14 protein-coding genes are annotated in these 14836 nt (G+C 67.5%); 5 read left to right on the top strand and 9 right to left on the bottom strand.

The window, feature by feature from the left end; translation table 11 throughout:
• Window positions 1-106: 106 nt before the first annotated feature.
• On the bottom strand, window positions 107-601 hold the full coding sequence (locus MBA17_RS28915; protein WP_238499769.1) for a hypothetical protein: 495 nt from the start codon (window positions 599-601) through the stop codon (window positions 107-109).
• A gap of 62 nt (window positions 602-663) precedes the next feature.
• On the opposite strand from MBA17_RS28915, the gene MBA17_RS28910 reads away from it, so the two are divergent.
• Together MBA17_RS28910 and MBA17_RS28905 are read left to right on the top strand one after the other, a co-directional pair.
• On the top strand, window positions 664-1689 hold the full coding sequence (locus MBA17_RS28910) for a helix-turn-helix transcriptional regulator (RefSeq protein WP_238499768.1): 1026 nt from the start codon (window positions 664-666) through the stop codon (window positions 1687-1689).
• Between the two features lie 534 nt (window positions 1690-2223).
• A complete protein-coding gene (locus MBA17_RS28905) occupies window positions 2224-3300 on the top strand; it encodes a cellulose-binding domain-containing protein (protein WP_238499767.1) in 1077 nt (358 codons plus the stop codon).
• A gap of 228 nt (window positions 3301-3528) precedes the next feature.
• On the opposite strand, the gene MBA17_RS28900 is transcribed toward MBA17_RS28905, so the two are convergent.
• The 7 genes from MBA17_RS28900 to MBA17_RS28870 all read right to left on the bottom strand — a co-directional run bounded on the left by MBA17_RS28900 (window position 3529) and on the right by MBA17_RS28870 (window position 9412).
• Complete coding sequence (locus tag MBA17_RS28900; protein WP_238499766.1) at window positions 3529-3978, bottom strand: hypothetical protein; 450 nt, start codon at window positions 3976-3978, stop codon at window positions 3529-3531.
• A 94-nt stretch (window positions 3979-4072) separates the two neighbouring features.
• A complete protein-coding gene (locus MBA17_RS28895; RefSeq protein WP_238499765.1) occupies window positions 4073-4222 on the bottom strand; it encodes a hypothetical protein in 150 nt (49 codons plus the stop codon).
• Entirely contained in the window at window positions 4209-5279 is a 1071-nt protein-coding gene (locus tag MBA17_RS28890; protein ID WP_238499764.1) for a hypothetical protein, read from the bottom strand. The genes MBA17_RS28895 and MBA17_RS28890 overlap by 14 nt, the downstream gene beginning before the upstream one ends.
• Before the next feature lie 164 nt (window positions 5280-5443).
• Window positions 5444-6364, bottom strand: a complete 921-nt coding sequence (locus tag MBA17_RS28885; protein ID WP_238499763.1) for an N-acetylglucosamine kinase — start codon at window positions 6362-6364, stop codon at window positions 5444-5446.
• A complete protein-coding gene (locus tag MBA17_RS28880; RefSeq protein ID WP_238499762.1) occupies window positions 6361-7182 on the bottom strand; it encodes a carbohydrate ABC transporter permease in 822 nt (273 codons plus the stop codon). Before MBA17_RS28880 ends, MBA17_RS28885 begins: the two co-directional genes overlap by 4 nt.
• Window positions 7179-8114 (bottom strand): carbohydrate ABC transporter permease, encoded by a 936-nt coding sequence (locus MBA17_RS28875; RefSeq protein WP_238499761.1) that lies wholly within the window; start codon window positions 8112-8114, stop codon window positions 7179-7181. Before MBA17_RS28875 ends, MBA17_RS28880 begins: the two co-directional genes overlap by 4 nt.
• An 8-nt stretch (window positions 8115-8122) precedes the next feature.
• Window positions 8123-9412 carry an ABC transporter substrate-binding protein gene (locus tag MBA17_RS28870; protein ID WP_238499760.1) on the bottom strand — a complete coding sequence of 430 codons (1290 nt, stop codon included), beginning with the start codon at window positions 9410-9412 and terminating at the stop codon, window positions 8123-8125.
• A 143-nt stretch (window positions 9413-9555) separates the two neighbouring features.
• On the opposite strand from MBA17_RS28870, the gene MBA17_RS28865 reads away from it, so the two are divergent.
• The 3 genes from MBA17_RS28865 (at window position 9556) to MBA17_RS28855 (ending at window position 13295) form a co-directional block, all read left to right on the top strand.
• Complete coding sequence (locus tag MBA17_RS28865) at window positions 9556-10326, top strand: GntR family transcriptional regulator (RefSeq protein ID WP_238499759.1); 771 nt, start codon at window positions 9556-9558, stop codon at window positions 10324-10326.
• Between the two features lie 122 nt (window positions 10327-10448).
• A complete protein-coding gene (locus tag MBA17_RS28860) occupies window positions 10449-11486 on the top strand; it encodes an endonuclease/exonuclease/phosphatase family protein (protein ID WP_238499758.1) in 1038 nt (345 codons plus the stop codon).
• Between the two features lie 9 nt (window positions 11487-11495).
• Entirely contained in the window at window positions 11496-13295 is a 1800-nt protein-coding gene (locus tag MBA17_RS28855) for a metallophosphoesterase family protein (RefSeq protein WP_238499757.1), read from the top strand.
• 226 nt (window positions 13296-13521) lie between these two features.
• On the opposite strand, the gene MBA17_RS28850 is transcribed toward MBA17_RS28855, so the two are convergent.
• On the bottom strand, window positions 13522-14836 hold a 1315-nt coding region (locus tag MBA17_RS28850), incomplete at its 5' end, for an FG-GAP repeat domain-containing protein (RefSeq protein ID WP_238499756.1).

Genomic DNA, 14836 nt, shown 5'->3' with positions numbered 1-14836 from the left:
CTCTTCGAAGCGCCAGAGCTGGAGCTGGCCGGGGCCGCGGTGGTCGGCCAGGACGGCCCGGTAGCCGTCCGAACGCGGATACCGGTGTGTCGTTGCCCGGCTGTCGTCAGACGCGCGTGAAGGACATGATCCAGTTCTGCTCCCAGGTCTGGCCGTCGTCAAAGGAGAAAGCCTGCTCCCACCGCGCCGACTCCACGCCGGGTGTCCAGTCGAACCGGACTTTGATGGGTCGTCCGTCCAGCACGTCGTCGCAGAAGAAGACGCCCTGTCCGTCGACGAAGCGGCCCTCCATCGGAGGGTCGAGGCGTCCGGGCATGCCGGTGGAGGCCCACCAGATGCGCCACACATCGGCCTGCGGGTCGAACAGTCGCAAGGTCATGCCCTCGTACGCTCCGCGGCCGGGCAGGTCCGTGGTGATGAAGCTGTCGATATTGCCGAGCCCGCCCAGGATCGGACGGGCCTCTCCCTCAGCGGTGAACTCGGTCCACTCCGCGGACCCGGGTTCGAGCATGTTGGTCAGTTTCCGGTTGTGGATGGTCCATCGCCCGAAGATGAAATCGAAGTCGTGGCGGCCGTCGACGCGGGTTTGGGTTGCTGTCATGCGGCCATGATCGCCGAGCTTCCCTGACACGTTATGTCAGTGAAGTTGGGCACACTTGCGATATGCGCGCAAGCCGACTGCTCTCCATCCTCCTGCTGGTCCAGGCTCGAGGTCGGTTGACCGCTCAGCAGCTCGCCGACGAACTCGGCGTCTCGGTGCGCACAGTGTACCGGGACGTGGAGTCGCTGAGCTCGGCGGGTGTCCCGCTCTACGGCGAGGCAGGTCACGCCGGCGGTTACCGCCTTGTCGACGGGTACCGCACCCGCCTGACCGGCCTGACCCCCGGCGAGGCCGAGGTGCTCTTCCTCGCCGGACTTCCCGGCCCCGCCGCCGATCTGGGATTGGGCACCGCGCTGGCCACCGCCCAGCTCAAGCTGATGGCTGCCCTGCCCCAAGAGCTGCGGGAACGGGCCGGGGCGCTGCGGCAGCGGTTCCATCTGGACACCTCCGGCTGGTACGCCGAGGCGGAGACCATCCCGCACCTGGCCGCCGTGGTCGACGCCGTGTGGCACCAGCGACGGATCCGGATCCGTTACCGGCGCTGGGCGGCACCCCAGGAGGTGACCCACACGCTGGAGCCCTACGGCATGGTGTTCAAGGCCGGCCACTGGTATGTGGTGGCCTCCGGATCGGAGTCCATCCGCACCTACCGTGTCTCCCAGATCCTGCGGCTGCGGATCCTGGAGACCGTCTTCGAGCGGCCCGACGGGTTCGACCTGGCCGAACACTGGACGTCCTATCTCGACCAGTTCGATGCCCGGCGCCATCGCCGCGAGGCGATCATGCGCGTGTCGCCGGATCTCTTGCGACGGCTACCCGACCTGCTGGAGCCGGCCGTCGCGCGAGCCGCCCAGTCCACTGCCGGGCCACCGGACACCGACGGCCGGATCGAGGTCACCATCCCGATCGAGTCGGTCGACCACGCCGCCGAAGTCCTGCTCCGGCTCGGCGCTGAGGCTGAGATCCTGACGCCGGCCGACCTACGCCAGCGAATCACCGAAATCGTCACCGCGCTGGCCGCCACCTACTCGATGCCGCCCCGTCCCGCCGGCAACACCGCGATCCGTGCGGCCCCGGCACACGCCTGACCGAATGTGATGGTCGGAATCGCCTGCCATGCGCCGGAGAGTGGCCATCGGTACGACAAACGACTTTGCGTAATTACGATCTTGCTAACGCAGGTACAAACAACACTTCCGTGAAACGGAACGTCTGGTGATGCAGGCCTGGCATGGCAAGTCTTCGTCATCTTCGCTGGTTAGGCTCTCAGGCCCCTGTGGTGACTATGGCCGCGTCATTAATAGGGCCCGAGCTGCACAGCGTTTGCCGCCATGGCTCAGGTGGCCGGTTCCCGGCGCGCCGGTCTGAAACTTTCGGATTCTTTAGAGCGTTTTCCCACGTCGGCAGTGGCTTCCATCCGCGTTTATTGACATAGGTGCGACGGTTCGGGTTCCTCTGTTGTCGAGGGTAGTCATGGTGATCCCCCGTGCTCTTCCCGTGCCATTTCTCGCCGCACCTTGCGATGGCGCGGGACCCGACTGCGGCGCCGGCGGCCGCGATGCCGCCCATGGTGGGCGTCGTGAGCCCGAAGTAGTTCGTGAACTACAGCGGGTTCGAGGCGAATGGAGGAACGGATGCACCAACGAGGATTACGCAGGGGCCTTGTCGCTTGGGCCTTAGCCGTCTGCCTGGTCAGCGCCGCGGTGGCGACCACGGTTACGGCGCATGCTGCCGCGGTCGGCTGTCAGGTCACCTACACCGTAGGCAGCCAGTGGGGCGGCGGCTTCGGCGCCAACGTCGCGATCAAGAACCTGGGTGATCCACTCGCGAGCTGGACCCTGCGCTGGAGCTTCGGCGCCGGGCAGACGATAAGTCAGGCGTGGAACGCCGGCGTGACGCAGAGCGGCAGTGCGGTGACCGCCTCCAACGTGAGCTGGAACGGCTCCATGGCAACGGGCGGCAGCGCCTCGTTCGGATTCAACGGCACCTGGAACAACTCCAGCAATCCCGTGCCGACCAGTTTCACGCTCAACGGCGTCGCCTGCACGGGCAGCACGACGCCTTCCCCCACCGTGACCCCTTCCCCAACCGTGACCCCGTCGCCGGGTATCCCGCCGGTGCGGACGGTGCGGGTCTTCTGGCTCAAGCCGTCGGACGTGGCGTACGACCAGCGGTACCCGGACGGCATCGCCAAGGTCATGCAGGAGGCGCAGCGCTTCTTCAAGCAGGAGTTGGGCAAGACGTTCACGTTGAACAGCCCGGTCGTCGAGGTCGTCAACGGCGACCAGTTGCGAAGCTGGTACGAGAACACGCCGAACTGCGGTGAGAAGTACTGGTGGTCAGTGTGCAACATGCAGGCCGAACTGCGTCGCAAGTTCGGCCTTGGCGCACCGGACAGCCGTTGGCTCAACGTCGGCGAGATCAGCGCTGAGGGCGAGGGCGCCGGTGGTGGCGGCGGCAACGGGTGGGTGATCCTCAGCGGCCACGACGCTGACGGCGCCGCAGGCATCAACGGCGCGATGAATCGCTGGTACGGCGGTATGGTGCACGAACTGGGGCACGCGTTCGGGCTGCCCGACGCCACGTCCACCGATGGCACGTGCATGTCGGCATCCTTCTACGCGTACCCGAACTGCCACTTCAGCCAGGCACAGAAAGACGGCATCCTCCGCGGCCCCTACGGCAGCTTCCTCTCCTGAGCAGTCACGGGCGGCGTGACAGGCCGTCACGCCGCCCCGATCCACGGCGGGCAGACGCCATGTTCCTGGCCGTGCCACCTCCGCCCAGTGGATGGAGAGCAACCTCAATTCCTCCGAGAACGCCGCCAGTTCCTCGTGGCTCACCACCGCCTCGCCGCGGCGCAGGCGAGCGAGGATCGGAAGTCGGATGAGCCAAGCCTGTTTCAGCTGATTCTGCCGCGGCCGTGCCTAGTTGATGCTCGGCGTGTCCCGGCTCCAAATCTGGGTGCATCGAGGGAGGTCCTCGATGCCGCCACCTTCCGGGATCATGCCCCAGAGGAAGGGGATCAGGTATTGAGGCGGTTCGCCCAGGAGCGCGGTCAGTTCGTCCTCAGTAACGCTGAGGGTGAATGCCGAGCCCGGTTGCGCCGAGTTCCATCCTTGTCCTAGGGCCCGGCGAATGCATCCGACGACGAGGACGGGACGGATCGCGATCGTTCGCGCTCCTAGCCAGTTGTCCGGCCGGGCACAGGGGAGCGACACCACGAGAACGCCTCCCGGCTCCTCGGCTCGCTCGACGGCGAAGCTGAGCGGACTCCAGTCGTTGCCTTGGCTGTAGGTCGGCTTGTGGCTGACCCGCCAGCGGAATACGGCGCCGTCGACGGTGATGAGCCGCGAGCCCTTCTTCGGCATTGCCACAGCCGCCTCCATGCTCTGCTCTTGTTCCGTCGCTGTTCCGTGGGAGCACTGGAGTCCAGCGAGAAGTGACGCGGGACGCCGGCAAGCGTAACCGCTATGCCCGGACCGCCAGGCCTTTCCATGCCACCGACACCGATGGAAGCGAGGCCACCAGGTCGGCAACCTCCTGTATCGCGGGCATCTGCGTGCCCAGGATCCGGCTCATCAGAGCTGGGGCCTGCGCCGCGAACTCAGATGCGGTCATCCTTGATCCTCCGGTTCATGACTTCCGCCGCCGCGTCGATCGCGGCTGCCACGACGAGTTCGCCGCTTCCCTTGGCGACCGGGCTGACCAGGGTCTCGTAGCTCGTCGGGGTGTCACGGCTCGGCAGATATCCGAGATAGCCGTTGGCGTAGCCCAGGACGACGACGTCGATGCCCGGCGCCGCCGCCCCGTCACGGATCTTCTCTCCCAGCTCCAGGAACAGCTCGCCCGGTACGGCCACCAGCGTGACAGCGCCCAGACCGACCGCATGCACCTCGATCTCGTACGGATCGGAGTGATCGCGGTCCATCAGGTCGCGCGCGATTCGCCGTCCCTGTTCAAGGACGCTCAGGCTGCGCCCGTGGGTGACGCCGCCGTCGCCCGGGACCACTGCCTCTTGCGGCTGCTTCGCCGTGAGCCGGACACTTGCCGGCACCGGAGGGACGAGCGCCATGTTCTCCGGGGCGTCCGCCGGATGCATCGTGTCGTGGAGCCGATCGGCCACGAGTGCGCCGAGCCGGTCGACCTCCCGCTGATCGCGTCCCTGCCGGGTGTGTCTGGTGCTGATGTCTCCCGCGGGCCCGGTGGCCGCCACCACCCAGTGCGCGGGGGTGGTGAGCGCGCGCCTGATACCTCCGCTGAGGTCGGCGCTGGCGCTGTGGTTGTCGGATGGGAGAACCGTGGGGTGCACGGGCGAGACCACGATCGCCCCCACGGCCTGGCCCTCCGAGCTCACCACGAGCACGTCCACCGGTATGTCGATCGCTTGCCACTCCGGAAGGTGACGACGGCTGGCAAGATCCGAAATCTTTGTGCGGCTGGTGTGCAGCGTGGCATTCCGTTCGTCCGCGAGCGCCGCGGTGGTGGCGCGCATCGCGGCTGAAACGAGGCGCTCGGCGAGCTCTGGAGGTGTCGGGGCACCGCCCGGGCTGCAGCCCGATTCCGGCCCGGCATGGGTATGGGTCGCCGCGACCCAGCACGAGTCGACGCCCACCGCGCTCGTGGTGGCCCGGATGCGCTCCACGACGTCGCTGTTCACACAGACCAGGTCGGCCACGATGAGGGCGAATCTGTGCTTCCCGTCCGCGAACGTGACGGCGTGGATCTCGAGGGGGTCGAGCACGTCGGACACCCCCTGCAGCCGGTCGACATATCCCCCCATCACCTCGCCGGCGACAATCTCCAGGTGATCGACGCCGTGTCCAACTCTCATCTTTTTCCTCAGGTTTCGATACACAACAAGGATTGGTAAGGCTCTTCCTGCCGCAGGAGCACCGGCCCACCCTCCAGCGGACCCGCCACTGGCGGGAGCAGGTCCAGCCCACGACCGGCGAGCGCGGCCGCCAGCTTCGTGTGCAGCGGCCCGCCGGGATCGATGAACCGGCCGCTCCATGAGACGCGGCGGCCCACCTCCGGAAGGAGGGAGGCCGCCGTCGCCGCGGACGCGGCGAGCTGGGCTGCGGCCTCATCGCAGATCGCACCGGCCACCGCGTCGTGGTCCGCTGCCTCCACGACCTCCCGGGCGAACCCGGCGATGCGCGCCACCAGCTCGGCGTCCCGGTAGAACGCCTGCAAGCTCGCCAGGTCGGTGCCGCCGAGCTCGCGCGTCAACCGGTCGGCGAGCTGGGTGGCCGGTCCGGTGCCATCATGTGCCGCCGTGGCCGCGCGCATGCCCGCCAGGCCGACGGCGTACGCGCTGCCGCGGTCACCGAGGGCTGGGCCCCAGCCGTCGACCTTGACCCTTCGACCGGATGCGCCGATGCCCAGCACCGTGGTGCCGGTGCCCGCGCAGATCACCGTGCCCACCCCGGCGAGCGCACCGGCGTGCGCCAGCAGACCGTCCTCTACCACCAGCGCCGGGCAACCGAAGAACTCCTCCAGCCGCCGGGCGAGCAGGCGCCGGTGAGCCGGATCTCCCGGCACCGCGGTGAGGCCGGCGACCACGGCCGCCGGGGCCGGGGGCTGCGCCAGCTTGGCCGCGGCGTCTCTGACACTGTCGAGGATGCGGTCGACACCGTCCTCGTGCGGGTGATAGATCAGGCCTGGTCCAACGCCGTATTCGCGGCGTTCCCCATCGGTCACCAGCAGGCGTAGTCCGGATTTGCCGCCGTCGATGCAGACCACGGTCTGGTGGGTGCTCATCGGGACATCCCTGCCGTCAACCCGGCGATGATCTGCCGAGTGGCGAACGCGAAGACCAGCGCGAGCGGCACGAGCGCGATCACCAGACCGGCGAAGAGCGTCGCGCGATCGGTGGCGAACTCGCCGAAGAAGCGGGTCAGTCCCACCGGGATGGTGTACTTGTCATCGCTCCTCAACAGGACGAGTGGATAGAAGAAGTCATTCCACGTGGGCGCGAACTGGAACACCGTGACCACGGCCAGCGCGGGCCGCATGAGAGGCAGCGCCACCGACACGAACAACCGGCCTTCCCCTGCGCCGTCCAGGCGGGCGGCCTCCTCCAGTTCGGTCGGCAGTCCGCGCATGAACCCCATGATCACGAAGAACGAGAACGGCACGCCGCTCGCCGCGTAGAGGAGGATCAGGCCGAGCCGGGTGTCGATCAGTCCCATGGACTGGAACATGTAGAACACCGGCAGCAGCCCAAGCTTGGCCGGGATCATCAAACCGGACAGGAAGAACGCCGCCAGAAGCGCACGACCGCGAAATCTCCAGCGGGACAGGGCGTAGGCGGCCATCGTCGACACCGCCACGCACAGCGCGACCGCGCCCACCGTGACCAGGATGGAATTGGCGAAGTAGGTCGAGACCGAGGCGGTCTCCCAGGCACGGAGATAGTTGGCCAGGTTCACCGAATCCGGCAGGCCCACGGGCTGCTGCAGGATGTCGGCGTTGGAGCGGAACGATCCGATCACCACCAGGACGAGCGGTCCGAAGGCGATCGCGGCGTAGGTCCACAACATGACCTGGGCGCTGAGCGGCACCACCAGTCTTTTCACGGGGTCACCTCTCGCCGGCGCAGAACCCGTTCCAGCACGACGGAGATTCCGAAGACGAGAGCGAAGATCATTATGGCGAGGGCGGAGGATTCACCGATCGCGTTCGTGCCGCCTTCGAAGGCTGTGCGGTAGTAGAGCAGGCCCAGGACGTCCATCGCGCCTCCGGGGCCTCCGTCCGATCCGCCCAGGGCGTAGACCAGGTCGAAGATGTTGAAGCATCCGATGAACGTCAGCACGGTGATGACCCCTACCGCCGGCATGAGCAGCGGGAAGCGCACGCTCCAGAAGGTCCGGAAGGCCGATGCGCCGTCCATGGCCGCCGCCTCCTCCAACTCGCGTGGAATGCCGCCCAGCGCGGCGAGGAAGATCAGCATGGGACCGCCGACCCACTGCCACGCGTTGACCAGGATGAGGACAGGCAGCGCGGTGTCCGGCTCGCCCAGCCACGGTCGCGCCCACGAGTCCAGCCCGACCGTGCGCAGCATGAAGTTGACCGGACCGAAGGACGGGCTCAGCAGCAGCGACCAGATGTAGCCGACGATCAGCGGGCTGATCAGGTACGGGAGAGAGAAGACCGTCTGGAAGAACCGCTTGCCGCGGGGGTTGCGGTACAGCAGGACGGCGAGCCCGAGGCCGACGGTGTTCTGGATGGCCATGGTGCCGACGAAGAAGAGCCCGTTGTGCCACAGAGCGGCGGGGATCTCCTCGCTCAGCGGATAGCGGGTCAGCACCTCGCCGTAGTTGCCGAGGCCGACGAACTCCCCCTGGCGGATGCCTTCCCATCGGAAGAGGCCGTAGTAGAAGGCGGTCACGAGGGGGACGACGACGAACAGCCCGTAGAGCAGCAGCGCGGGCAGGCAGAACGCCGCTATCCAGCGCCATGCGACGCGGTTGGCGCGATAGCCCCCTCGCCTGCGCGCCAACCGCCGCATGCCCGGCCTCACGGCGTCGGCTTGAACCATTGGTCAATACCCTGCTGGACGTGCTTGGCCGCCTGATCGGCGGTGGAACGGCCGAGGGCGAACTTCGACAGCGATTCCGATGCCAGGTCCCAAGCGGTCGGCGTGCCTCCGGAGAAGTACGCGTACGTGACGTACGGGCTGGGGTTGGCCTGGTACGCGGTGAGCGCCTGCGCGAGGAGGGGGTCCTCCGGCGCGACAGCGGGGACCGCGGAGATCTGGCGCAGTTCCTTGGAGAAGGCCTTCCCGAACTCCGGTGAGGCCATCCAGCGGACCAGATCCAGAGCCGCTGCCTTCTCTGGCGTTTTGGCCGAGACACCGAACGAACCGTCGACGAAGCCGGGGACCAAGGGCTCGGTGACCGCGGCGCCGGGTGCCGGGGGCACGTTGAAGATGCCCATCTCCAACTCGGGGCCGGCCTTGGCGAAGGCCGCGAGCTCCCAGATCCCGCCCGGGAACATCGCCGCCTTTCCTGAGGTGAACAGGGCCTGGGCGTCTGTGTAACTCGTGCCTTCGAACTGGGGGCCCCAGTACTTGCTCGTGCCCTTCCACGTCGTCAGCGAGTCCACCCACGGGCGGTCGGTGAATTTCGCCTGGCCGGCCAGCATGCGCTTCAGGTAGTCGTGCCCGCCGTAAGTGGTGGCGCCGAAGATCTCCTGCTGGACCGGCAGCATCCAGGTGTCGGTCATGGTGGCCGCGAGCGGGGTGACCTCCGCGGCCTTCAGCTTGTCGAAGGCCGCGATCATCGAGTCCCACGTCGTAGGCGGGGCGATGCCGTGCTTGTTGAGAATGGCCTTGTTGTAGATGACGTGCATGGTCTGGATGGCGAACGGCACGCCGTACACCTTCTTGTCGGTCACGCCGCGTGCGCCGTCCAGGATCGTCTCGGGGAAGGCGCCCAGTTCCTTGACCTCGTCACCGAGGGGAACCAGGCTGCCCGCCGCGACGAGTGGCTGGAGCAGGCCGTACGAGCGCAGTTGCGCGACGTCGGGTCCGTTGGCGTCGGCGAGTCCGGTGCGAAGGATGGTGTCGTACTCCGTGGACTTGTACGGCACGTACTTCACTTTCACGCCCGGGTGGGCGTCCTCGTAGATTTTGAAGATCTTCTTGTAGGCGGCCACGTCCTCCTGACGCCAACCCCACACATCAAGAGTGATCTGCTGTGCGGCTCCGCTGGAGCTCGCACTGTCGGGGGCGCTCGGCGCGCACGCCGTGAGGCCGATTATCAGCGGGGCGACGACCGCCACCACGCCGCGACGAGTCCGAAGCATTCGGGCCTCCCTGGGTCGGGTTGATGGCACCATGGCGGGGACGCTAATACTGGTATAGACCGAATGTCAACGCCTCGTCTTGGACGCCCCACCGCGAAGTGCTCGTAAGATGGGGCGTCTGGCGCGACAGATAGGAGCCTGCTGTGTCAAGGCAGCGACACGAAGTCAGGAATCTCGCGCCAGAGATCTTCACAGCCGACGATGGGCGCCCCAAGGGCCGGCACATCAAAGACGTCCTGACGACTCTGGTGCACGCGTCACGCGACGGCGAACTGCTGCCATCCGAGCGCGTACTGGCCGAGCGCTTCGGAGCGGCCAGGATGACCGTGCGCAACGCGATGGACGAACTGGAGTCCCAGGGCCTGGTGCGCCGCGTGGCGGGCCGGGGCACATTCGTGCAGCACCCGACGCTGGTCCACTCGGAGATCTTCCGCTCGTTCAGCGAGGACATGCGCATGCGCGGCATGGTGCCCGGCGCGAAGAGCTACCGGAGCCGCACGCGACCGGCGCCGCGCGACGTGGCCGCCCACCTCGGCGTCGCGCCCGGCGTCCCCGTCCACTTCATCGAGCGGGTGCGCACCGCGGACGGCGTCCCCATGGCCCTCGAGCGTACGAACCTGTCGGCCGAGCGCTTCCCCGCCCTGCTGGCCGAGATGGGGCGGGACGACTCCCTGTACGAGGTGCTCGGCAAGATGTACGGCGCCCGCCTGGAGACTGCCGAGCAGACCGTCTCGATCGCCCGGCTCAGCCCTGCCGAGGCCCGGCGGCTGGAGGTGCCGGACTACGAGCCCGCCTTCCTCGTGGAGCGCACCGCCGTGGACACCATGGGCAACGTCGTGGAGTACGGCCGATCGCTCTATCGAGGCGACCGCTACGCCATACAGATGCATGTCAGCAGGTCAGCGAGCCGCTGACCGCGGCACCCGCCCTAACGCAGCCGGGTTTTCCTCCCGCACACCTCTTGCCACCCCTTGCTCGGCAGTGTTACGTTCCGGCGCAAAATACTGGTCTAGACAGGAATTCTCTGGTGGCGATCATGAAACGTCCCATCACAGCAGCCGCAGCGGCAATCGCCCTGCTCCTGACAACACCCCTCGCCGCCGACGCGAACGCCGCGCCGTCAGCCGCGCACGGTGACCGGAAGATCCGAATGCTCGACTTCAACTTCGCCGGAAACGGCTTCAACAAGGGCAGCACCGGCGCACCGGTCGACGACACGGTCGCGAAGATCTCCGGGCAGAACGCCGAGATCATCGGCCTCAACGAGATGTGCTACACGCAATGGGTGGCCCTGCGTGACCGGCTGAAGGCCAAGCCGGGCTACGGGGGACTCTCCGAGCACGTCGTCGTGACCAACCACAACATTCCCAACTGCTACGACCCGGTCGTGAACCCCGGCGGCTGGTACGTCATGGGACTGCTGAGCAAGCACCCGTCCCAGCCGGTGATGTTCGGCGACACCCCCTACCTCGACATCGGGTACCACTACCGCGAGAGATTCCGCAAACTCGTCTGCGGTGACGTCGCCGTGCCGGACGCGGCCGTCGTCCGCGCCTGCGTGACACACACCGAGGTGCCGCTGGTCATCATCAACGAGACCAGCTTCCCCAACGATCCCGCCATCGCCGACGACCCCTACTACGGTCGCTCGATCAACTACGCCCAAGCGAAGCTGATCGCGGACACCATCACCCCGATGACCAGGCAGATGCCGGTCGCCCTGCTCGGAGACCTGAACGAGCTGCCCTTCCTCCCCTCACTCGATCACTTCTACTCCAGGTGCGGCGGCCGGGGCGTCTTCGACGAGGTCGACGGCGAGGACCCGCGCTGGCGCGGCAACATCCGGCGGTGGGTACTCGGGACCGAGGACTGCCGTCACCGCCAGGGCGAGTGGACCATGGGCGCCGACGGTCTCCCCGACGACTACCACCGCCCCTACCAGAGCAACCGGAAGATCGACTTCATCTTCGTCGACCGCCGTCACTTCAAGGTCGGCGCCGACTCCGGCTGGGTCATCTCGACCCCGTACTCCGACCATCGCATCGTCGTCGGCGACGTGACGCTTCGGCACTGAGGAGGCGTGATGCGCAAGAGGAAGACGGCCTGCGCGCTGATGGCGGGCCTGCTGTCCATCGGCCTCCTCACCTCTCCCGCCGCGGCGGCGCGACCGCTGCAGGAGTTCCGAGTCCTGCCCTACCTGCAGAGCCCGAGCTCGTCCGGGATCACGCTGACGTGGTTCACCGAGGACGGCGGGCCGGGGCGGCTGACCGTTCTCGGGCCGGGCATCGGCGTCCCGAGGACCTACGAGGTCGCCGGGGACGCGCAGCCCGCGCTGGCCTACACCCCCCTCGAACTCGCCGAGGAGATCCCCGGCCTGGACAAGGGATCGTGGCTGCGAGGGCAGGGCAACCACAAGCACACCGCCAGAATCGACGGCCTGCGGCCGGGCAGCCGCTACCGCTACACCGTGAAGCAGGGTGCGGCAACGCACCGCGGAAGCTTCCAGACCGCACCGGCGAAGGACCGCTGGAAGCACATCAGGCTGATCGCGATGTCCGACTCCGAGACCGAGCCGCGTGGCCGCGTGCAAAAACGGGAGTGGTCGCCGGGCGCGCTCGCGACCGGTAGCACGGCACGCCCGTCCGCCGACCCCGGATCGCTTTGGGATCGCACCCACGGCACCACAACCCTGCTGGGCTCTCGTGTCCTGCGCTACCCCCTCACCGAGGACGAGGGACTGCGCGTCAACCTGGCGACCGTGAAGAGCCGCGCACCGGACGCGGTACTCCTCACCGGCGATCTCGTCCAGGGCGGCGGATACCAGCCAGGCTGGGACGAGTTCTTCCGCCACACCGCGGGCGAGAGCGGCGACCTGCTGACCGGCGTCCCGATCCTGCCCGCCTTCGGAAACTGGGAGAGCTTCGGTGCGCTCAACGGCGGGTACGGCACGCCCCAGGACCGCACGGCAGTCGTGCGATCCCGCGCGAAGTACCACGCCTATTTCGACGCCCCCGACAACGGCACGCCCGCACACCGCGACAGCTACTACCGCGTCGACTACGGACCGGTCACGGTGCTCACTCTGGACAGCAACAACGGCGAGCCGGACGACCGCGCCGCCGCCCATCCACCCGAGAAGAAGCTGACCGGCCGGCAGTACACCGGCCCGGGAACCGACACGCAGGAGAACTTCACCCGCGCCGAGTACGAGGCGGCCGGTGGACGCGACCTGTCCGCCTTCAACCCCGGTGGCCCGCAGTGGGCCTGGGCGGAGGAGCAACTGCGCGCCGCCCGCGCCGAGGGCCAGATCGTCCTCGTGCAGTTCCACCACGCGCCTTACAGCAGCGGTGAACACGGCCTGCCGATGAACCATGCCCTTACCTCCGGCCAGGGAGGCACGCCGATGCGGGTCTACCACGACCTGTTCGAGAGGTACGGCGTGGCAGCCGTGATCTCCGGTCACAGCGAGATGTTCGAGCGGAGTTTCGTCGACGGCGATGGCGACGGTAGGGGAGTTCACTACTACGACGTCGGCGTGTCCGGCGACGGTCTGCGCGGCGTTCGCCGCGACGGGCCGACACTGGACAGCCCGCTCCTGGGCTACAACGCCTTCAGCCGCTGGACGGCCGACCAGAGCGAGCCCGAGACCTGGGAGAACGCAGGGGAGACGCTGCGGCTGACCTCAGGAGGCAAGCACTACGGCCACCTGGAAATCGACATCGACCGCGGTCACGGGAAGGATCGCACGACACGTCTGACGCTGACCCCGGTGCACCTCTTCCCCGTGCTCGGCGCCGACCTGAGCGTCGTCAGGACCGAACGGCGAACCTACGACGACCGCACCGTGATCGACATCTCCGCCGCCGGCACCCCGACCGGCTGAGGAGTTGGCGTGAATCCACGCGAGCACGCGCAGAGCGCACTTCTCATCGCGCTCTGCGCGGCGCTGATCGCGCTGCCGTCGAGCGCCACGGCTCAACAACTGGTACTGCTCTGACCACAGCGTCATGACGGGCACGGTGCCGGTCATGATCGGCTGACCCTCCAAGCCGTAGCCGGCCCGGCTTCCGCTGCGGAAGCCGGGCCGGCTCGACACGCGAAGCGCCCTGTCAGAAGTGCTGTGCCCAGCCGGTGCCGACCGCGGTGCCCGAGCCGAACCTGTTGCCGCCCTTGCCGTTCCAGACGGTCAGTTCCTTGGTCTCGCTGTGCACGGCGCCTATGTCGGTCTTGCCGTCCTGGTTGACGTCGCCCAGCGCCATCAACGTGCTCTCGTACGGTTTCCAGCCGGCCCCCAGCTCGATGGCCTGGGCGAACTCGTTGCCGCCCTCGCCGTTCCAGATGTGCAGTTTGCTGGTTTCCTTCTTGACGGCCATCAGGTCGCTGATTCCGTCGCCGTTGAAGTCGCCGGCGATCGGCCGGGTGAAGGGGGTCCAGCCGGAACCGATTTCGGTGGAGGAGCCGAACTGGTTGCCGCCCTTGCCGTTCCAGACGTAGAGCGTGCCGGTGTCGTTGTGTACGGCGCCTATGTCGGTCTTGCCGTCTCCGTTGACGTCGCCGAGTGACATCAAGGTATTGGCGTACGGTGCCCAGCCGGGCCCTAGTTCGATGGCAGTGGCGAAGTTGTTGGCGCCTTTGCCGTTCCAGATGTGCAGTTTGTTGGTGTCTTTCTTGACTGCCATCAGGTCGCTGAGCCCGTCGCCGTTGAAGTCGCCGGCGACCGGCCGGGAGAAGGCGGTCCCGATGGGGCTGACTGCGACGGCCGGGCCGAACTTGTTGCCGCCCTCGCCGTTCCAGATGTTCAGCGTTCCGGTGGCGGACGAGAAGAGGTCGCCCACACCGTCGGAGTCGAAGTCCGGCGTGTCCGACGCACCCGTCCCGGCGCCCTCCGGGTTCTGCGCGTGGGTGAGGGTCTCCCAGCCCAGGAAGTGGGACACCCCGTCGGGGCGGCTCTGCTCGACCCACTTCTTGGCATAGGGAACGTCGTCGTACCCGAGACGGTGGTGCAGCGCGTTGAAGCCGACCTCGAAGTGTTTCCCGAGGTCGCGCTTGAGCTTCCCGCCGCAGAGCCACGACGGGACCGTCGCGCCCAGTTGCAATTTGGCGTGGAAGTCCATCGCGAACCGCAGCCGGTGCTTGGCCTTGGCGTACAGGTCCACGCCCTGGATGCGGGCGGTCTCGGCGACGTGGGAGATGGCCGCGATGCCCCATCCTGTGTGCCAGAAGTCGCGGCAGGTCTCCTGTGCCAGGCCGTCCACGAACGTGGTCTGGCCTTTCCAGTAGTCGATGATCTCGGCTTTGGTGTTGTACTTGCTGCCTGGTGGTGCCTTGGGCAGCGAGCCGTCCGTCTTCAGGTAGATGTAGGCGGGCAGTCTGCCGCGCCAGGTCGCGACAGCTCGGTCGAACGAGGTGCGGTCGTCCAGGTGC

Origin of the sequence: Dolomitihabitans soli (assembly GCF_022213955.1) — a bacterium.
Classification (GTDB): domain Bacteria; phylum Actinomycetota; class Actinomycetes; order Streptosporangiales; family Streptosporangiaceae; genus Streptosporangium_A; species Streptosporangium_A soli.
The sequence above is the reverse complement of the archived record's forward strand: the minus strand, read 5'-3'. Positions and strand labels throughout refer to the sequence as shown.